The sequence below is a fragment of the Streptomyces sp. NPDC020681 genome, assembly GCF_044334895.1.
GTDB lineage: Bacteria > Actinomycetota > Actinomycetes > Streptomycetales > Streptomycetaceae > Streptomyces.
The window spans coordinates 218,227-234,386 of sequence record NZ_JBIRTX010000013.1; the positions used below are offsets into that span (position 1 = coordinate 218,227).

Genomic DNA, 16,160 nt, shown 5'->3' on the forward strand with positions numbered 1-16,160 from the left:
GGCCTGCTCGCATAATCGATCGCACGAACGGATCACACCGGGCACAATCGGCGCATGCCGACCGCCGCGGAGCACCTGCTCTCCGCACTTGAACCGCTGCCGTTCCCCGCCCGCCTCTCCCTCACCGCGAAAACCGCCCGCCGGCTGGCGGACGACGGGCAACTCAGGGCGCTGCTCACCGACTTGGACGCGCGGGGGCCGTACGAGCGGCGGCTTGCGGCGCTGGCCGCGTCCGTAGGACGGGATGCCGACTTCCTCGCCGGGAGGCTGGCCGACTCCGATCCGGTTGTCGCCGGGTATGCCCAGCGCGCCACACGTGTCCTGCCCGTGCCGGATGCCGCGGTGGAGGCGGCGTACGACGACGCACCGGAGGTCCTGCGGCACCGGCTGGCACGCCTGTTGACCTCCGGTGGCCGTACCGCGCTCGCCGAGCGGCTGGTGGTGCGGTTGCGCGCGGAGTGGGGCGACGCCGAGGCCGCGCGGCTGCTGCCGGCCTGCTCCGCGTCCTTCGTGTCGGAGCAACTGCCAGGGCTCGCGCACGCCGTCGACGGCTGGACCCGGTTGGCACGCCGGCATCCCGACCCGGTGCTCGACCACGCCGAAGCCGCGCTGGCCGACCGTGCCGGCGGACAGCAGCGGGAGGACTGGTGGCGCCTGCACGCCACGACGGTCGCAGCGCTCGCCCCGCTGCGCCCCGAGCGGGTACTGACACTCCTGGAGCAGTACGGGCCCCACAGCCTGCCGGCCTCGCTGAACAGCGGACTTGGCGCACTGGTCACCGCCGACGCCGACCGTGTGGTCCGCTGGATCACCTCCCCCGACCGCCACGAGCAGCGCTACGAGCCGATACCGCCGCCGGGAGTCCTGCGCAGGCTGGTACGGGCCGCGCCGGTGTCGCTTCCCGCGCTGGGCCGCCACTGGCTGCACCGCGGCGGCCACTTCGCCGCGCTGCTCAAAGCCATGGCACCCGCCGGGCGTCCGGCGTTCCTCGACGCGGTCACCGCCGACGGGACGCGCGGGAGCGGGGAGCCGGCGCTGAGCGTGCTCGATCTGCTGCCCCGCGAACGACGCTGGGCGGAAGTGCGGCGCGCGGCGGCAGAGTTCACCGGCGAAGCCTGGTGCCTCTGGGACGACTTGGACACGCTCGCGCACGGGCCGTTCGGCGAGGCGCGTACCGCGCTGCTCGCCGCGGCCGGCCGGCCCGACGCCGACGACCGGGCCGCCGCCTGGCCGCTGCTGGTGGCGTGCGCCGGCCGGGACGGCGGCCGTGAGGTGGTCACCGAACTGCTGACCGCGATGGGGCGCCTGCGCAACGAGCAGGACCCGGTGCGCGCCGCGGCGCTCGGCGCGCTCGCCGAAGTGCACCCGCGGCTGTTCACCTCTGATGACGCCGCGCTGCTGGACCGGATCGCCGTCGACGCCCTGGAGGCACGGGACTGTTCGGACGAGAGCCGGGCGGCGGTACGCACGCTCGCCGAGCGCGTGCTGGTCGAGCACGCCACGGACGGCGAAACGGCCCTGCGGCCGTGGGCGCTGCGCACTCTGGAGCGGATCGCGGGCCGCGTCGGCGTACCCGCCTTCGGCCCGCTGCACCGTGTCCTGCGCCGTGGCCAGGAGCACCAGGTGTTCGAGGCCTTGCGCCCATGGCTCGAGGCCGCGGCAGGACGGGCCGACTTCCGGCTGCTGCTGGGCCTGGCCCACGCGTTGGGGCCGCGTGCCCGGCTGATGCCGGAACTTCAGGACATGCTGGCCACTGCCGTAGAGCGCGGCGACGACGAGACGTTCGAGGCGGCTGCGGAACTGTGGCTGGCTGCACCGGCCACCCGCGACGAAAGGGCGGCCCACATCGTCGCGCTCGAACCGTCGGCGGTCGTCCTGGCGCCCGTACGGCGCGTGCTGGCCCGGCGGCGCACGGATCTGCTGGACGCGCTGCTCGACGACACCCCGCCGTACGGCCGCTTCCTGGTGAGCGGCGCCCGGCGCCCGCTGCCGGACCTCGGCGACAGCGACCGCTGGCTGCCGCGCCAACAACGGGCGGCGGCACGGCTCGCCGGGCACGCCGCCGCTGACGCCTCCCTTCCGCTCGACGACCGGGCCGCCGCGATCAGGGCCGCCGCACCGGTCCCGGAGCTGGGACGTGCCCTGGCGATGAAGCACAAGGACGACGTAAACGTGGTCGTCGCCGAGGCGGCGCTCGGCGCGCTGCCCTGGACCGACCGTCCTCAGGACGCCCTGCCCGTGCTGCTGGAGCAGGCCGGCAGCGACCGGGCGCGGGTCGCCGTGTACGCGGCGGCACGCGCCGCACGCTTCACCGCCCCGTCCGAACTCGCCCTGTCGCTCGGCGCGTTGCTGACCGGGGAGCAGGCCGCGAAGGTGACCTCCCGCAAGGAGGCCGTACGGCTCGCGGCCCGCTTCCTGCCCCCGCAGCAGGCGGCGGCCCTGCTGACCCGTGCCTTCCACGCCCCCGACCGCCACCCGGACGTGCGCTCCGCCGTCGTCCGCGCGCTGCCGCCGCTGCTCGGCGTCCCCGACGCTTGGCGCCTCCTCGAGGAGGCCGCACGCGACGACGCCTCGCCCGTGCTCGAGGCTCTCCTGGCAGTCACGCCCTGGGAACTGGCCGATGCGCATCGCCGCCGGTACGCCACCGTGGTCGGCGCGGCGTACGACGCGTGCCTGGCATCGCTCGACGGCTTCGCGAGCTACGGCTCACTGCGGGCCGTGGGTGTGTGGTCCCGTTACGCCCCCGCGCTGGCCGGCCGGCTCTCCCGTACGGTCTGCGATCTCGGCAGCCGCACTCACTGGGCGTACGCGGCATGGGTGCTGCGCGACCTGGCCGCCTCCGAGCTCCCCCACCCCGCAGGCGGTGCGGCCCAGGGCAGTGTGTACCACTGCGCCGTGGCCGAACTCCTGGCCGCCATGCACGAACCCGAGGGCTGCTGCGACGCGCTGGAGGACCGCGACCTGCCCGCGCTCCAGCGGTTGCGGACCCTGGTGTCACCAAGCTCCGACCAGGGCGAGCAACCGGAGATGCTCGAGGCGCTCGCCTCGCAGCTGGCAACGGAACCACTGCTGGCGGCCGAACGCGCCGACCTACTGCGCCGACTGGTCGACCGCAACGCCGAGCGGGCCGTGCTCCTCGCACGTCTGCGGGACCTTGCAGACGCCCTGGAGAACGCCGGAGTGACCGTCGCGGTGCAGACCGCCGCCCGACTGCGGACCTCCTGGGCCCACCGCGCACTGCCGCAGCACCCCGGGACACTGCTGGCCGTGACCGACCGGCTGGCCCGGGACGGCGGCGCGGCCACCGGGCTGCTCGCGGCCGGGCTGGTGACCGGGACGGGCAACAGCCTCGGCTGGCCGGAGGAGTGGCGGTCGTTGCTGCGCCTGCTGCGCAGGCACCCGCACCCCGACGTACGCCACGAGGCACACCACACCGTGACGGAGGCGGAATAGCGGTCGGTCGGTCGGTCGGCCGATCGACCGCTCCGACCGCTCGCCGTGGGCCGCCTGACGATGGATCCGCGAAGCCGAACCGCGCACGGCCCTGACCCGGCGGCTAGTTGCGCAAGTCCGGAGAGCCGATCACGGCGCTGGCCGCTGCCGCCAGACACCCACATCGGCCCGTACGGCTCGGCTCCGGACAGCCCTCGACACCGGCGAACGACATCGCAGGACATCCACGACGCCCAACACCCCTCACGACTAGTGTCGTCGGCATGACCGAAAACACCCTGCGCTCCGTCACCATCGAGCGGACCGGCACGGGCCACTTCACCGCGACGAACGCTCGTGGCGGCACGATCAACTTCGGCACCAGTTCCGACGCCGGCGGCGGCACCGACTTCACCCCGGTCGAGCTGTTGCTCGCCGCCATCGCGGGCTGCACCGCAGCCGACGTCGATGTGGCCACCACCCGCCACGTGGAGCCCGCCGGGTTCACCGTCACCGTGACCGGCAACAAGATCAGTGACGAGCTCGGCAACCGGATGACCGACCTCGCGGTCACCTTCTCCGTCGCCTTCCCGGACGGCGAATCCGGCGACCGCGCCCGCGCGATCCTCCCCCGGGCGGTCAAGACTTCCCACGACCGGCTCTGCACCGTCAGCCGCACGGTCGAGATCGGCACGCCCGTCACCGCGACGGTCTCGGGCGCCTGACGCCTGCCGGTCGGGGAGGGCCCTCGCCACGAGCACCTCGGCGGCCGCGAGGCAGTGTCCCGAGCCCAACATCTCGGGGCGACCCTGTCGGCCAAACGCGTTTGTCCGCCTTCGCGGCACCGCACTACGTTGCCGATGTGGATCTCTTCTCAAGTTCCTGGACGGCGTTGCGCACGGCCGTCGCCGAACTCCCGGACGAGGCCTTCGCGCAGCCGTCCGGCTGTACCGGCTGGCTTGTGCGGGACCTGGTGTGCCATCTGGTCATCGATGCTCAGGACGTCCTGATCACGCTCGTGACCCCAGCCGAAACGCAACCGACCCGCGACGCGGTGACCTATTGGGACGTCGCCGAAACGCCGCCGACCGGCGACGACCCGCTCGACGCGCTGATCGTCCGGCTGGCCGCCGCTTACGAGGAGCCTTGGCTGCTCAAGTTCCACTTCGACGACGTCGGCTCCGCCGCCGGCCGCGCCGCCGAACTCGCCGATCCTGACCTGCGGGTCGGCACCCGCGACGAGGTCCTCACCGCGGGCGATTACCTCTGCGCGTACGTCCTGGAGTGGACGCTGCACCACCTCGACCTGGTCGCGCACCTCCCGGACTCGGCGGAACCGCCCGCGGAGGGGCTCGCCCGGTCCCGCGCAATGCTGGAGAAGATCGCCGGGAGCGCGTTCCCCGCGTCGTTCTCCGACAAGGACGCGCTGCTGGTCGGCACCGGACGCCGCGCCCCGACCGACAAGGAAAAGGCCGAACTTGGCGAGCTGGCCGCGAAACTCCCGTTCGTCCTCGGCTGATTGTCCAGCTGAACGACGAGCGTAGGTGCTCATCACAGCAGGGCGGCAAGATCCCAGACACGTATCCTGCCGTCCCGGCCTGCGCTGAGGGCGACTTGCCGGCCACGGAGGCTGGTGGCGAGCACGGCCTCGACACTGCCCTGATGGCCGATCAGCGGGACACCGATCGCGGCTCCCGCCAGGTCCCAGATCCGGACGCTTTCGTCCTCGGCCGCGGTCACTGCGAGGAGCCGATCACCCACTGTGGCGGTGTCCATGGCGAGGATACGGTCCTCGTGGCCGGTGATCGGGTCGTGGATCGGCTCATCATCCTCATCATCCTCGTCCTCCGACAACTCCCATACGTACAGCTCCCCCGGCTCGGCGGCCGCCGCCACGATCGGGCGGCGGTCGGTGAGCCGGGCCAGAGAGACAGCCTGGACGGCGCCGTCATAGGGGGAGAACGATGCCAGCTGCTCGTTCCGCGTCAGGTCCCAAACATCGATGCAGTCACCGCCGACCGCGACCAGCGAACGGCCGTCGATCGATGCCGTGGCGAGGCTCGTGATGTCGTACTGGTCGTTGGGCAGCTCCTCTGGGGGAGTTTGGCCCGAGGCTTCCCACACCTGGAGTCGGCCAACGTACTGCGAGCCCGTCACGAACCGCGGTGCCCCCTCGCCCCGTACGGCGGCGATCGCCCCGGTGTACGGCTCCTCATAGGTCGTCCCACGGAGCAGCTTGCCGCTCTCCAGATCCCAAAGAGCAGGTGCCTGCTCGTCATCACCAGCCGCCAGCACAACGCGCCCGTTGGAGACGGCCGCGGCCACCGTGTCGATCTCGTTCTCGGCGTCGGGATACTGGGCGGCGAGCGGATCCTCGGCGAAGGCGTAAGCCAACGGCCGTTTCTGCCATACATCCTGCAGCGGATCCCAGGTCCACGCATGCCCATTGGAGTCGGCGCAGATCACCAGCGGGCCACTGCCTGCATCGACCACCGCGAGATCGGTGATCGCGGTCATGGACGGTATTTCGCTGCTCAGCAGCAGCCGCGCGTCGGACATGCGGGAAAGGGTAAGCGCCGGCTCTGACAACGCGATCAGCAGGCCATGGCAGTGCGTCGGCTGATGATGGAGCTGACGATTCACGAGCTCAGCCAGTTGAACACCCGCTCCACCAGACCGTAACGAGAACAACCCTGGCCGGACCCGCGAACTGCGGGTCCGGCCAGGGCCAAGGCACGGCCGGCTACATCAATGCCCGGCGGGCCCACGTCGGTTGCGCGTGCGCAGGAGCACGATGCCCACGATCACCAGCACGGCTCCGGCCGCGGAAGGCCACAGCTGAGCGCCGGTGGCGGCGAGTCCGCCGCCGCTGCCCTGCGGTTGGCTGCCGGCCTGGGCCTCACTGCCGACGCCGGGCGCCGGGGTGTTCTCACCGGTCTGCGGTGTGGCCTGCGTACCGGGAGTGGCCTTGGCCGACCCGGTGAGTACCCCGGGCTGCTGAGCGTTGTCCGGCGCGTCCGGCTGGGCCTGACCGCCAGTTGTGCCATCCGAGCCGGTCGAGCCGCCCGGCTCCTGCCCGTCACCCGGGGCGTCCGGCTGGGCCTGCCCGCCGGTTGTGCCACCATCGCCACCGTCGGCCGAGGGATCCGCCGGTTTGCCGGGCTCTACGGGATCACTGGGCTCGGCGGGCTGCCCGGGGTTCCCAGGGGCCTCGGTCTCGCCGGGCTCAGCGGGATCGCCGGGATCCGCGGGGTTCCCGGGCTCAACGGGGTCGGCCGGGTCGGCGGGTTCACTGGGCTTCGCGGGTTCGCTGGGCTCAGCCGGTTCGCTGGGTTCAGCTGGTTCCGCAGGACCGTCGGGCCCGCACTCGCGGCCTTCGTTGATGCAGTCCACCAACTCCCGCATGAGGCTGTCGTCGAAGACGTTGATGAAGTCACCGTGGTCGGTGACCGGCTTGTGCAACTGCTCCGGGAACGAGTCCACCGCGAACGCGGACCGGTTGTCCCCGTCGAAGACCGGAGGCGGAACGTCGTAGACGATGCGCTGCACCAGCTGCGGAATGGCCCGGAAGCCGTTCTGGCAGCCACCGTTCTCGTCCGCGAAGGCGACATGGGTGCGGTGATTGGCACTGTCGGTGTTCTGGCCGTCCCAGCAGCTCTGGAACTTGAACGACCGGACCACCTTGCTGCCCTGCGGGCAGAGCGGGTACTTGTCCTTCAGCTGACGGTCCTCGAATCCGGTGCAGCTCCAGGACGCGTTGGCGTTCGCGTTGCCATTGACGAAAGCCTTGGCGTCACCGGTGATGATCCGCAGGAATCGCGGCATCGCCGTGACCTTGGAGACCGGACTTCCGACGAAGTTGAGTGTGACCTGGGCCGGAGTCAGGATCTTTCCGACGTTCTTGTCCTTGCCGCCGCCGTCGGCCCCGGCGTCCTTCTCGTCCTGTCCGTTCTGCAGTCGCAGGACCGGCCAGTAGTACGTCGACCTGTCGCCCTGGTCACGGCAGGTGGTGGCACCGCCGGCGAGATCGTCGTCACTCGCGAACGCGTCGTTCGCCTGATTGCCCACGTAGTCGTGCATGTGGTGCGCGCCGTTGCTCACACCGGGAGCGACGATCACGTTGTCCGGGTTGAACTTGCCGTTCTCGTTGCGGCCGCAGTCCGTGGCGAAAGTGCCGCGCGAGGCGTCGCCGAGTTCACGGGGGTTTCGCACATTCGGCTGGACGGATGCGATGTCGACGAAGTCGGACGCCTCGGGCCCGTTGCCGGCCTGACCGCCGCTGCCCTGGTCGCCGTTGCCGTCGCCGTTGTTCTGGCCACCGTCGCCGTTGTTCTGCCCGTCGCCCTGGTCCTGGCCCTGGTCCTGTTCCTGGTCCTGGTCCTGGTCCTGGCCGTTGCCGTCACCGCCGTCGGCGTCATCCACCTGCAGGGTGCAGGGGGCCATCGCCTCCAGTCCCTGCGGGCGCTGACCGGCCACACGGCCGATGGCTGTGGCGATCCGGTCGATGCTCGCCGTGCGCTTGGCCTTCAGCGGTTCGAGGACGGCCTTCTGTGCGAACTCCGGGTCCCGCTCGATCTGTTCCTTCTGGTCGACGAACTGCTCGTACGCCTCGGTGATCTGGCTGTCCAGCGTGGCCAGTTCGCGGTCGACCTCCGGCCGCGCCGCCTCCGGCACCTCGGGGAGCCCGTTCGCGACCTCGGGGCACTTGATGGTGGAAGGTCCGGCACCAAGGGTCTGCGTCTGCTCGTTGCGGCCGTCGGACTGCCCCCATCCCTCCCCTGCGGCGGCATAGGAGTTGACCGCGATCAGTCCACCTCCGCCCAGCATCAGCGCGATCGCGGCAGCGAATGCTCTGCCGCCGGTCCTCGAGCGTCTTCGTGAGGTACGTGTCACGGGAACTCCTGTGCGTCGTTGCCGATCGGCAGTGGGGGCTGCGCCGTGTTACATACGGAAGTGGCCCCTGGTGTGTTCAACGCACTCAGAAATTCACCGAAACTCTCCGTCATGGGCGGGTGAGGAGGCGTCAGAAGACAGCCCGGAGCGGTCGGCGGCGGAGAGGACGATCCCCGACCGCCCTGGACCATCATGAGACCGCGGCGCAGAAGCGTGAACAGACGGTCCAGGTTGTTGAGTTCGGTCGCGGCAGGGCAGCGGTTCCGGGACGGGCGGGCGGCAAACGAGCAGTGGCCGCTTCACTGACCGGCGGCCCTGGCAGGCTCCACGTTGCTCGCCGGGCGCAGGCCGTCTGCCGCGGCCGGAGAAGCGGTGCAGCCAGGCCCTGAGTGCGGTCGGGAGCCGATGTCAGCGATGCCAGCGATGCCCGCCCGTACGGCCTCGTCCTGCTCGGCGACGTGCTTCACGTGGGGCGGCGTGGCTGTTCAACCGCCGACCGCTCGGTAGATCGACGGCGGAACGCGACATCTCTCCGGTGCCAGGCGCTTCACGCGCCGAGCCAGCCGGTGAACGCCGAGGACACGTCACTTTCGGCGGCCGGGTCATGGCCAGAGCGCGGGGAAGCGTTCCCCGCGCGATTCTGGAGGAAGGACGCAGAGGAGACTTCCGCGACTTCGACCGTATCGCCGCCTGGGCCACAGGCATCGCAGCCGGTCAGGCGGCCGAAGCAGAACGGCGCTGAGCCGATGAGCACCACACGACGAGGACAGCGACGGCAACGGCGGGCCAACCCGCTGCGCCGCAGGTCGGATGCCGTCAGGGCCTGGACCACGCTCGTCCTCGGGATCTGCCTCATCCTCGGCGCACCGGCAGCAGGCCTCGCCGCCGGCTGGTCGGCGTACGCCTCCAACAAGGCGGCGGCCGTCCAGGAGGCGGCGTCGAAGCATCGCGTACGCGCCGAACTCACGAAGGACGCGCCGAAAGCGATCCCGTCGGCGGACGAAGGCGGAGGCGTCGAAAAGCACCGGGTCCCGGTCCGCTGGCCCACCGCCGGAACCGGCTACCGCACCGGCGTCGCACTGGTGGACGCGGGCATGGAGCGAGGAGACCGTACGGACATCTGGCTGGACTCCCAGGGCCGGGTGACCGCGTCGCCGAAGCCGGACGCCGACATCTGGCTGGCCGCCTTCGCCATCGGCTCCGGAGCCGCAGCAGTAACCGCCGCCATCGTCCTCATCGTGCGGCTGACCGTCCGCTGGACAGCCGACCGGCACCGCATGGCCGAGTGGGAACAGGAATGGGCCCTCGTCGGACCCAAGTGGAGCGGCCATCGGACCTGACCGGCCACAGGCATGAGCCCGCCCGGCCCTCCCGCACAAGCGACGGCTCAGCGAAGCCGAGAAAGCCGCTGGTGGACGCCTTGGGTGGCGTGACCTGCTTGGGGCCCTCGACAGTCCGGTCGCCGCGGTCCTTCCGGCGAGCCCCACGGCTACCGGCCACCTAGGCCGGGGTGTTCTTCAGCCTTGACGTTCGGGTACCGCACGGCCAGGGCCGCGATGTCGTCGTCGAGCCTTCCGCCGCTGTAGTGCAGCAGCTCGCTGTGAAGCCGGTCGAGCAGCTCGCTGGGCCGCGCCGGGCCCTGCCGCCGCATCCAGTCCGGCAGTGGAAAGAACTCGCCGGTGCGGTCCCGGGTCTCCGTTACGCCGTCGGTGTAGAGCAGGAGCTGGTCACCCGGGGTGAAGGCGACGGTGTCGACGCAGTAGCGGTTTCCGATGAGCGTCGCGAGGTTGAGGGGCGGCGAGACGGCGGTGGGCTCCAGGACGTGCGTCCTCCCGCGGTGTACGAGCAGCGGCGGGGGGTGCCCGCAGTTGAGCAGCCTGATCTGGCCGCTGACGTGCGGGATCTCGGCGATGATGGCCGTGGCGAAGCGCTCCGGCAGGTCCTGGGCCGGGAACGCGTCGCTGTAGCGGGCAATGCTGGTCTCGAGGCGATGGACGATGCCTCTCAGGTCGGGCACGTCGTACGCGGCCTCTCTGAAGGAGCTGATCACCGCCGCGGCCGCCCCCACCGCGGGCAAGCCCTTGCCACGTACGTCGCCGATGAGCAGCCGGACCCCGAACGGCGTGTCGACCGCCTCGTAGAAATCCCCGCCGATCCTGGCCTGCTCCTGGGCCGCCAGGTACAGCGACGCGATCTCGACGTACGAGATGCGGCGCGGCAGGGGACGTAGCAGCACCTTCTGGGCTGCGTCGGCGACGAGCCGGACGTGGAAGAGCATCTCCTCCCGTTGGAGTCGGACATGGCTTGCGTATGCGGCCGCCAAGGTGACCGCCACGATCGCAGCGGCCGTGTACGGCGTCCCAAGGTCGGTGTAGAAGAAGCTGAGGCTGATCATGATCAGCAGGCAGAACGATCCCAGCAGGATAGTGGGGAGCACGGGCCACATCGAGGCGGCGAGGGCGGGTGCGGCGGGCAGGAGACGGCTGAATGCGATCTCCCTCGGTGTGGAAAACGCCAGGCCGGCGATGAGGACGGTGACCATCACCGGCGTCAGCTGGGCAGCGTCCCACCGGCCACCGTAGGGGGAACGACGGCGCCGCAGCCGCTCGGGCGTGATCACAAAGTGCATCATATCGGGGTAAAGCTGGCATTTATCTGCTCGGAGGTCCGGGCGGTGGACGTTGGCGCCGGCGTTGCGATTCTCGGCCGATCGGTCCGGAGCGTGGTGTCCCGCTCGGCTGAACCTGCTCCGGGAACGGATGTGAACCTGCTTCGGGGACGGATGCCCGGTGGTGCAGGATGAGGCCTCATGGCAACCGTTGTCGCCTTCCACGCACACCCCGACGATGAGGTGCTCATGACCGGGGGCACCCTTGCGCGCATCGCCGCCGACGGGCACCGCGTGGTGATCGTTGTCGCCACCGACGGCCTGATGGGTCCCTTGTCGCAGGGAGAATCGCCGCGCATGGGGGAACTGCGTGCCAGTGCCGCCATCCTGGGCGCCGCTCGAGTTGCTCACCTCGGCTACGCAGACAGCGGCAACGGTGATGTGCTGTATCCCGACCCGCCGGACCGGACGCGTTTCGTACGGGCCGACCCCGAGGAGGCCGCCGAGCGACTGGCCGCCATCCTCAATGAAGAGGACGCGGATGTGCTCCTCAGCTACGACGCCAACGGCGGTTACGGCCACCGGGACCATGTGAGAGTCCATGAGGTCGGCAGACGCGCAGCCGCCCTCGCCGCGGTGACGCAGGTGCTCGAGGCCACGCTTCCGCGCGACCTCATCGCCCGAGCGCTCAAGCTGGTGGATCGCTTGAGAATCCCCCTGCGTCACCACGACGTGGCTCCCCGGACCGCCTACAGCGCGCGTTCAGCCATCACCCACAGAGTCGACGCACGCCGCTTCGCCCGCCAGAAACAACGAGCACTCGCCGCCCACCGATCCCAGGTAACCGGCAGCGGCCGACTGGCACCCGTCATGAAGGCGCTCATCCGGCTGCCGGCACCCGTCTTCGGAGTACTCCTCGGACGGGAATGGTTCATCGACGCCACACAGACCTCCCCGTCCACCACCGTCATCGGCATCTTTCAACCCACGACCTGACACCTTCTCGGGCGGTGAGGGCGACGGCCGCGCAGGCGGTCCCACGGACTCGGTGGTTGGTGATGGTCCGTAGGCCTCGCGTCACGCGCACGGCGGTTCATACGGAACACTGCTCAGATACCGTCCCCATTCCTCGCGGGTGACCGTCCGGCCCGCGAAGTCGCACGCACTCCCGATCGTCCTGGCGGAGTCGGTCGTTGCGACGCGCACGCTCCCGTCGAAGACGCCGGACACGAGGAACTTGCCGTCCCGGGCGTATCGGAGCTTGCCCACCGCCGTCGTGTAGCCGGTGAGCACGGACTTCAGCCTCGGCTGCGCAGGGACGGAGACGTCCCACTGGCGGGTCGTACGGTCGTCGCTTCCCGCTGCGAGTGTGCTGCCGTCGGCGCTGAAGGTCACATCACCGACAGCGTCGGTCTGCCCGTCGAGCGCGGCCAGTTCCTTGGGCTGTCCCGCCCCGGTGACCTGCCACAGCTTCACCGGGTGCTCCCCCGTGCCGGATGTGGCCAGCACGCCGGTTGGACTGAAGGCGACGGCGAGCGTGTGGTGGGAGTGGGCGCGCCAGGTGGCACGTTTTGCCGGGTGCCCTGATGTGGTGAGGTCCCACAGGACGACATGTTCATCGTCCCCTGCGGCCGTGGCGAGCCGGCGGCCGTCACTGCTGAAGGCCGCCGAACGGACCCCGTCGCTGTGGCCGCGCAAGAATCCGGCTGCGTAACTGACGGGCCCTACGCCCCTCGACGCAACACCTCAGCTTCCCTCGCCGTCGCGGACGGCGAGGGAACGCTGCTGTCCGGCCGGAACGCGATGTGCGCCGAGTCGATTGCCGTCGCAACGGTGCGCGCCGTCCAGGCCGTCGGCTCTCAACTCTCCGTGAGTTTTTCCTGATTGAGGACAAAGCATGGACGGTTTGGTGTGCCGTTCGTACGCTGGGCGTCGCTTTCGCGCGGAAGTCCGCCTGCATCACGGCGGAATGACGCCGCATCACCCGTACGTGAACGAACTCCACTCCGCGGACGCGGGCCCCGCCCCGGCCGCGCCGCCACGCAGCGCCCAGCAGGAGGAAGAGTGACTCCACGCCAGTACCCGAGCCTCCGTCGCCACCGCCGTAGACCACGAAGAATCGCCGGGCTGCTCCTCCCGGTCCTTCTCGCCGGCGGTTTCGCCGCCCCCACCGCCGGCGCGGACGAGAAGCCCTTTGCAGACCTGCCGCCCCAGGAACCCGGCGTCACCCTCCGCGTCTTCGACATCCAGTCCCCGCTGAGCAAGCTCTGCGACCTCAAGCCCGCCCAGACCCCCAACGTCGACAAGCTGATCCCCACCGTCGACTGGTCCTCCACCGAGGGCTTCGGTTTCACCGACAACTTCATGTCGCAGATCATCGGCAACCTCAACGTCCCCGCCGACGGTACCTACGCCTTCCGCCTGATCAGCGACGACGGCTCCCGTCTCTTCATCGGCGACAAGCGGGTCATAGACCACGACGGACTGCACGGCGCCGAACCCAAGGACGGCGAGATCACCCTCACCCCCGGCTACCACCCGCTGCGCATCGACCACTTCGACCGCGGCGGCGAACAGCAGGTCACGCTCCAATGGAAGCCGCCGGGCGCCGACGACTTCACCCTCGTCCCGAACTCCGTGCTCAGTACCGACGCCGGCGTCGTCCGTGTCACCGCGCCCGGCCGCAAAGAGTGCGAAGGCAGCTACGACACCCCCGGCGACGGCCTCCCGTTGACCTCGGTCAACCCCGGCTACGCCCTCACCGATCTGCGCCCGAAGGGCTTCGAGCCGCAGGTCTCCGCGATGGACTGGCTGCCGGACGGCCGGCTCGCCGTGACCACGTGGGGCGGCAGCACCGAGACGAAGGGAGAGGTGTACGTCCTCGACCAAGTCACGGGCGACACCGGTCCGGAGAAAGTCACGTACAAGAAGATCGCCGAGGGCCTGAAGGAGCCGATGGGGATCAAGTACGTCGACGGAAAACTGTACGTCTCGGAGAAGCACCAGCTGACCGAGCTGTCCGACACCGAGGGCGACAACACCGCGGACGAGATCCGCAAGGTCGCCGAGTGGCCGTACAGAGGGAACTTCCACGAGTTCGCCTTCGGACTGCTCTACGAGAACGGGAACTTCTATCTCAACCTGTCCGTCGCCATCAACTACGGCGGTGCGACGACCGATCCGCAGCCTGCCCAGAACCGCGGCACCACCATCAAGGTGAACAAGAAGACCGGCAAGGTCAGTTACCTGGCCGGCGGCCTGCGCACACCGAACGGGATCGGACGGGGCCCGAACGGCGACCTCTTCGTCACCGACAACCAGGGCGGCTGGCTGCCCGCCTCCAAACTGCTCCACGTCAAGCAAGACCGGTTCTTCAACCACTACACGAACCCGGACGGCCCGTTCGACGACCGCACAGTCACCAAGCCGGTGCTCTGGCTGCCGCAGAACGAGATAGCCAACTCACCCAGCACACCGATGCTGTTGAAGAAGGGGCCCTTCGCCGGGCAGATGCTCTTCGGCGACGTGACCTACGGCGGAATCCAGCGTGCCGACCTGGAAAAGGTGGACGGCGAGTACCAGGGCGCGGTGTTCCGGCACACACAGGGCCTGGAGGCCGGCATCACCCGAATCAGCACCGGACCGGACGGTGCGATCTACGCGGGCGGCCTGGGCGCCGACGGAAACTGGGGCCAGGAAGGCAAACTCCGCTTCGGCCTCCAGAAACTCACGCCGAACGGCAAGAGCGTCTTCGACATCAAGACCATGCGCGCCACCCGCGACGGCTTCGAACTCACCTACACCAAGCCTCTGTCGGAGGAGACCGCCGCCAGGCTGACGGGCGGCGCCTACTCCGTCGAGCAGTGGCGCTATGTCCCCACCCCTGCGTACGGGGGCCCCAAGGTCGACGAGGAGGTCCTGCCCGTCGCCGCGGCCCGAATCTCCGACGACCGTCGCAAGGTCCGGCTCACCATCCCCGGCCTGAAGACCGACCGGGTGGTGCACGTGCGCTCGCCGCGCCCGTTCGCCTCAGCGGACGGTGAGCAACTCTGGTCCACCGAGGCCTGGTACACCCTGAACGCACGCCCCGGTCCCGAGCAGCCCACCACCTCGTACGACGCCGAATCGGCACGCCTGTCCGGCGGCGCGGACATCGACACCGAACATGCCGGCTACACCGGCGGCGGATTCGTCGACGGCTTCAGCAACCAGGGCGCCACCGCCACCTTCGAGGTCGACGCACCCGCAACGGGCACCTACGACGTGGGGCTGCGCTATGCCAACGGCCCCCACCCGTTCGCCGGAACCAAAACGATCGGCGTCAGCGTCAACGGCGGTCAGGCGCAGCAGACCAGCCTGCCCTCCACCAGAGCCTGGAACCGCTGGTCAACCAGGAGCGAGCGGCTCGACCTCCGCAAGGGCCGCAACACCATCACGTACACCTATCGGCCCGAGGACGCCGGCCACGTCAACCTCGACATGATCGAGGTGCGCAGACCCGGCAGCCGAATCGACCTGTTCTCCGGCGGCAGCGTCTCCACCGCCTGGCAGCACACCGACGGCCGCAGCGCAGAATGGCCGCACACCGCCGAGAACTCCATCGAGGTGTGCTGCGGCGACATCCGCACCAAGCAGTCCTTCGGCGACTTCAGACTGCACGCCGAATTCCGGGTGCCGCTGCTGCCGGACGACGTCACCGGGCAGGACCGCGGCAACAGCGGCATCTATCTCCAGGAGCGGTACGAGATCCAGATCCTGGACTCCTTCGGAGTGGAGAAACTCGCCGCGAACGAAGCCGCGTCCATCTACAACAAGAAGGCCGCCGACCTGAATGCGGCCACCGCGCCAGAGACCTGGCAGACGTACGACATCGTCTTCCGCGCGGCCCGTTTCGACGCCACGGGCAACAAGACCGAAGACGCAAGGATCACCGTGGTGTGGAACGGCAAGAAGGTCCACGACAACGTGGCCGTGGACGGCCCGACCGGCGCCGGCGACGCCGAATCGGCCGCGGCGGGCGCGATCCGGCTCCAGGACCACGGCAACAAGGTCCGCTTCAGGAACCTCTGGATCGAACCGCTGGACTGACAGTCACGGGCAGAGCAGTCCCGGCTCGGCGAAGCCACCGTGCCTGAGAGCACAGGCTTCGCCGACTCGGGCCCCTCGGCGCGCGGCCCTGCCGGGCCGGAGACGACTCGGCCGGCGCCGGAGTCCCCTCAAAGGACCT

11 protein-coding genes are annotated in these 16,160 nt (G+C 70.0%); 6 read left to right on the forward strand and 5 right to left on the reverse strand.

Features of this window, described 5'->3' with window-relative positions; translation table 11 throughout:
* Positions 1 to 54: 54 nt before the first annotated feature.
* The 3 genes from ACH4YL_RS27930 (at position 55) to ACH4YL_RS27940 (ending at position 4,951) form a co-directional block, all read left to right on the forward strand.
* Complete coding sequence (locus tag ACH4YL_RS27930; protein ID WP_398510201.1) at positions 55 to 3,453, forward strand: hypothetical protein; 3,399 nt, start codon at positions 55 to 57, stop codon at positions 3,451 to 3,453.
* A gap of 263 nt (positions 3,454 to 3,716) precedes the next feature.
* A complete protein-coding gene (locus tag ACH4YL_RS27935; protein WP_398510202.1) occupies positions 3,717 to 4,157 on the forward strand; it encodes an OsmC family protein in 441 nt (146 codons plus the stop codon).
* A gap of 137 nt (positions 4,158 to 4,294) precedes the next feature.
* Positions 4,295 to 4,951: a maleylpyruvate isomerase N-terminal domain-containing protein gene (locus ACH4YL_RS27940; protein WP_398510203.1), complete on the forward strand. Its 657-nt coding sequence runs from the start codon at positions 4,295 to 4,297 to the stop codon at positions 4,949 to 4,951.
* Between the two features lie 32 nt (positions 4,952 to 4,983).
* Here the strand turns inward: ACH4YL_RS27940 and ACH4YL_RS27945 are convergent, their stop codons facing one another.
* From ACH4YL_RS27945 to ACH4YL_RS27955, 3 genes are all read right to left on the reverse strand, one after another.
* Positions 4,984 to 6,075, reverse strand: coding sequence for a WD40 repeat domain-containing protein (locus ACH4YL_RS27945; protein WP_398510204.1), 1,092 nt, complete (start codon positions 6,073 to 6,075; stop codon positions 4,984 to 4,986).
* Positions 6,076 to 6,180: 105 nt separating this feature from the next.
* Positions 6,181 to 8,325 (reverse strand): DUF1996 domain-containing protein, encoded by a 2,145-nt coding sequence (locus tag ACH4YL_RS27950; RefSeq protein ID WP_398510205.1) that lies wholly within the window; start codon positions 8,323 to 8,325, stop codon positions 6,181 to 6,183.
* A gap of 547 nt (positions 8,326 to 8,872) precedes the next feature.
* Positions 8,873 to 9,082 carry a hypothetical protein gene (locus tag ACH4YL_RS27955; protein ID WP_398510206.1) on the reverse strand — a complete coding sequence of 70 codons (210 nt, stop codon included), beginning with the start codon at positions 9,080 to 9,082 and terminating at the stop codon, positions 8,873 to 8,875.
* On the opposite strand from ACH4YL_RS27955, the gene ACH4YL_RS27960 reads away from it, so the two are divergent.
* Entirely contained in the window at positions 9,072 to 9,665 is a 594-nt protein-coding gene (locus tag ACH4YL_RS27960) for a hypothetical protein (RefSeq protein WP_398510207.1), read from the forward strand. The genes ACH4YL_RS27955 and ACH4YL_RS27960 overlap by 11 nt on opposite strands.
* Positions 9,666 to 9,814: 149 nt before the next feature.
* Here ACH4YL_RS27960 and ACH4YL_RS27965 read toward each other — a convergent pair whose 3' ends face one another.
* Positions 9,815 to 10,954 (reverse strand): PP2C family protein-serine/threonine phosphatase, encoded by a 1,140-nt coding sequence (locus tag ACH4YL_RS27965; protein WP_398510208.1) that lies wholly within the window; start codon positions 10,952 to 10,954, stop codon positions 9,815 to 9,817.
* Between the two features lie 180 nt (positions 10,955 to 11,134).
* Here ACH4YL_RS27965 and ACH4YL_RS27970 point away from each other — a divergent pair, with 180 nt between their 5' ends.
* Complete coding sequence (locus tag ACH4YL_RS27970; protein WP_398510209.1) at positions 11,135 to 11,929, forward strand: PIG-L deacetylase family protein; 795 nt, start codon at positions 11,135 to 11,137, stop codon at positions 11,927 to 11,929.
* A gap of 81 nt (positions 11,930 to 12,010) precedes the next feature.
* Here the strand turns inward: ACH4YL_RS27970 and ACH4YL_RS27975 are convergent, their stop codons facing one another.
* On the reverse strand, positions 12,011 to 12,631 hold the full coding sequence (locus tag ACH4YL_RS27975; protein ID WP_398510210.1) for a WD40 repeat domain-containing protein: 621 nt from the start codon (positions 12,629 to 12,631) through the stop codon (positions 12,011 to 12,013).
* A gap of 366 nt (positions 12,632 to 12,997) precedes the next feature.
* Between ACH4YL_RS27975 and ACH4YL_RS27980 the strand changes: the two genes are divergently transcribed.
* Complete coding sequence (locus ACH4YL_RS27980; protein WP_398510211.1) at positions 12,998 to 16,021, forward strand: family 16 glycoside hydrolase; 3,024 nt, start codon at positions 12,998 to 13,000, stop codon at positions 16,019 to 16,021.
* Positions 16,022 to 16,160: the final 139 nt, after the last annotated feature.

Coding starts and splice junctions, on each gene's coding strand:
- ACH4YL_RS27930 (WP_398510201.1), top strand. CDS start 55: ATGCCGACCGCCGCGGAGCACCTGCTCTCCGCACTTGAACCGCTGCCG.
- ACH4YL_RS27935 (WP_398510202.1), top strand. CDS start 3,717: ATGACCGAAAACACCCTGCGCTCCGTCACCATCGAGCGGACCGGCACG.
- ACH4YL_RS27960 (WP_398510207.1), top strand. CDS start 9,072: ATGAGCACCACACGACGAGGACAGCGACGGCAACGGCGGGCCAACCCG.
- ACH4YL_RS27965 (WP_398510208.1), bottom strand. CDS start 10,954: ATGCACTTTGTGATCACGCCCGAGCGGCTGCGGCGCCGTCGTTCCCCC.
- ACH4YL_RS27970 (WP_398510209.1), top strand. CDS start 11,135: ATGGCAACCGTTGTCGCCTTCCACGCACACCCCGACGATGAGGTGCTC.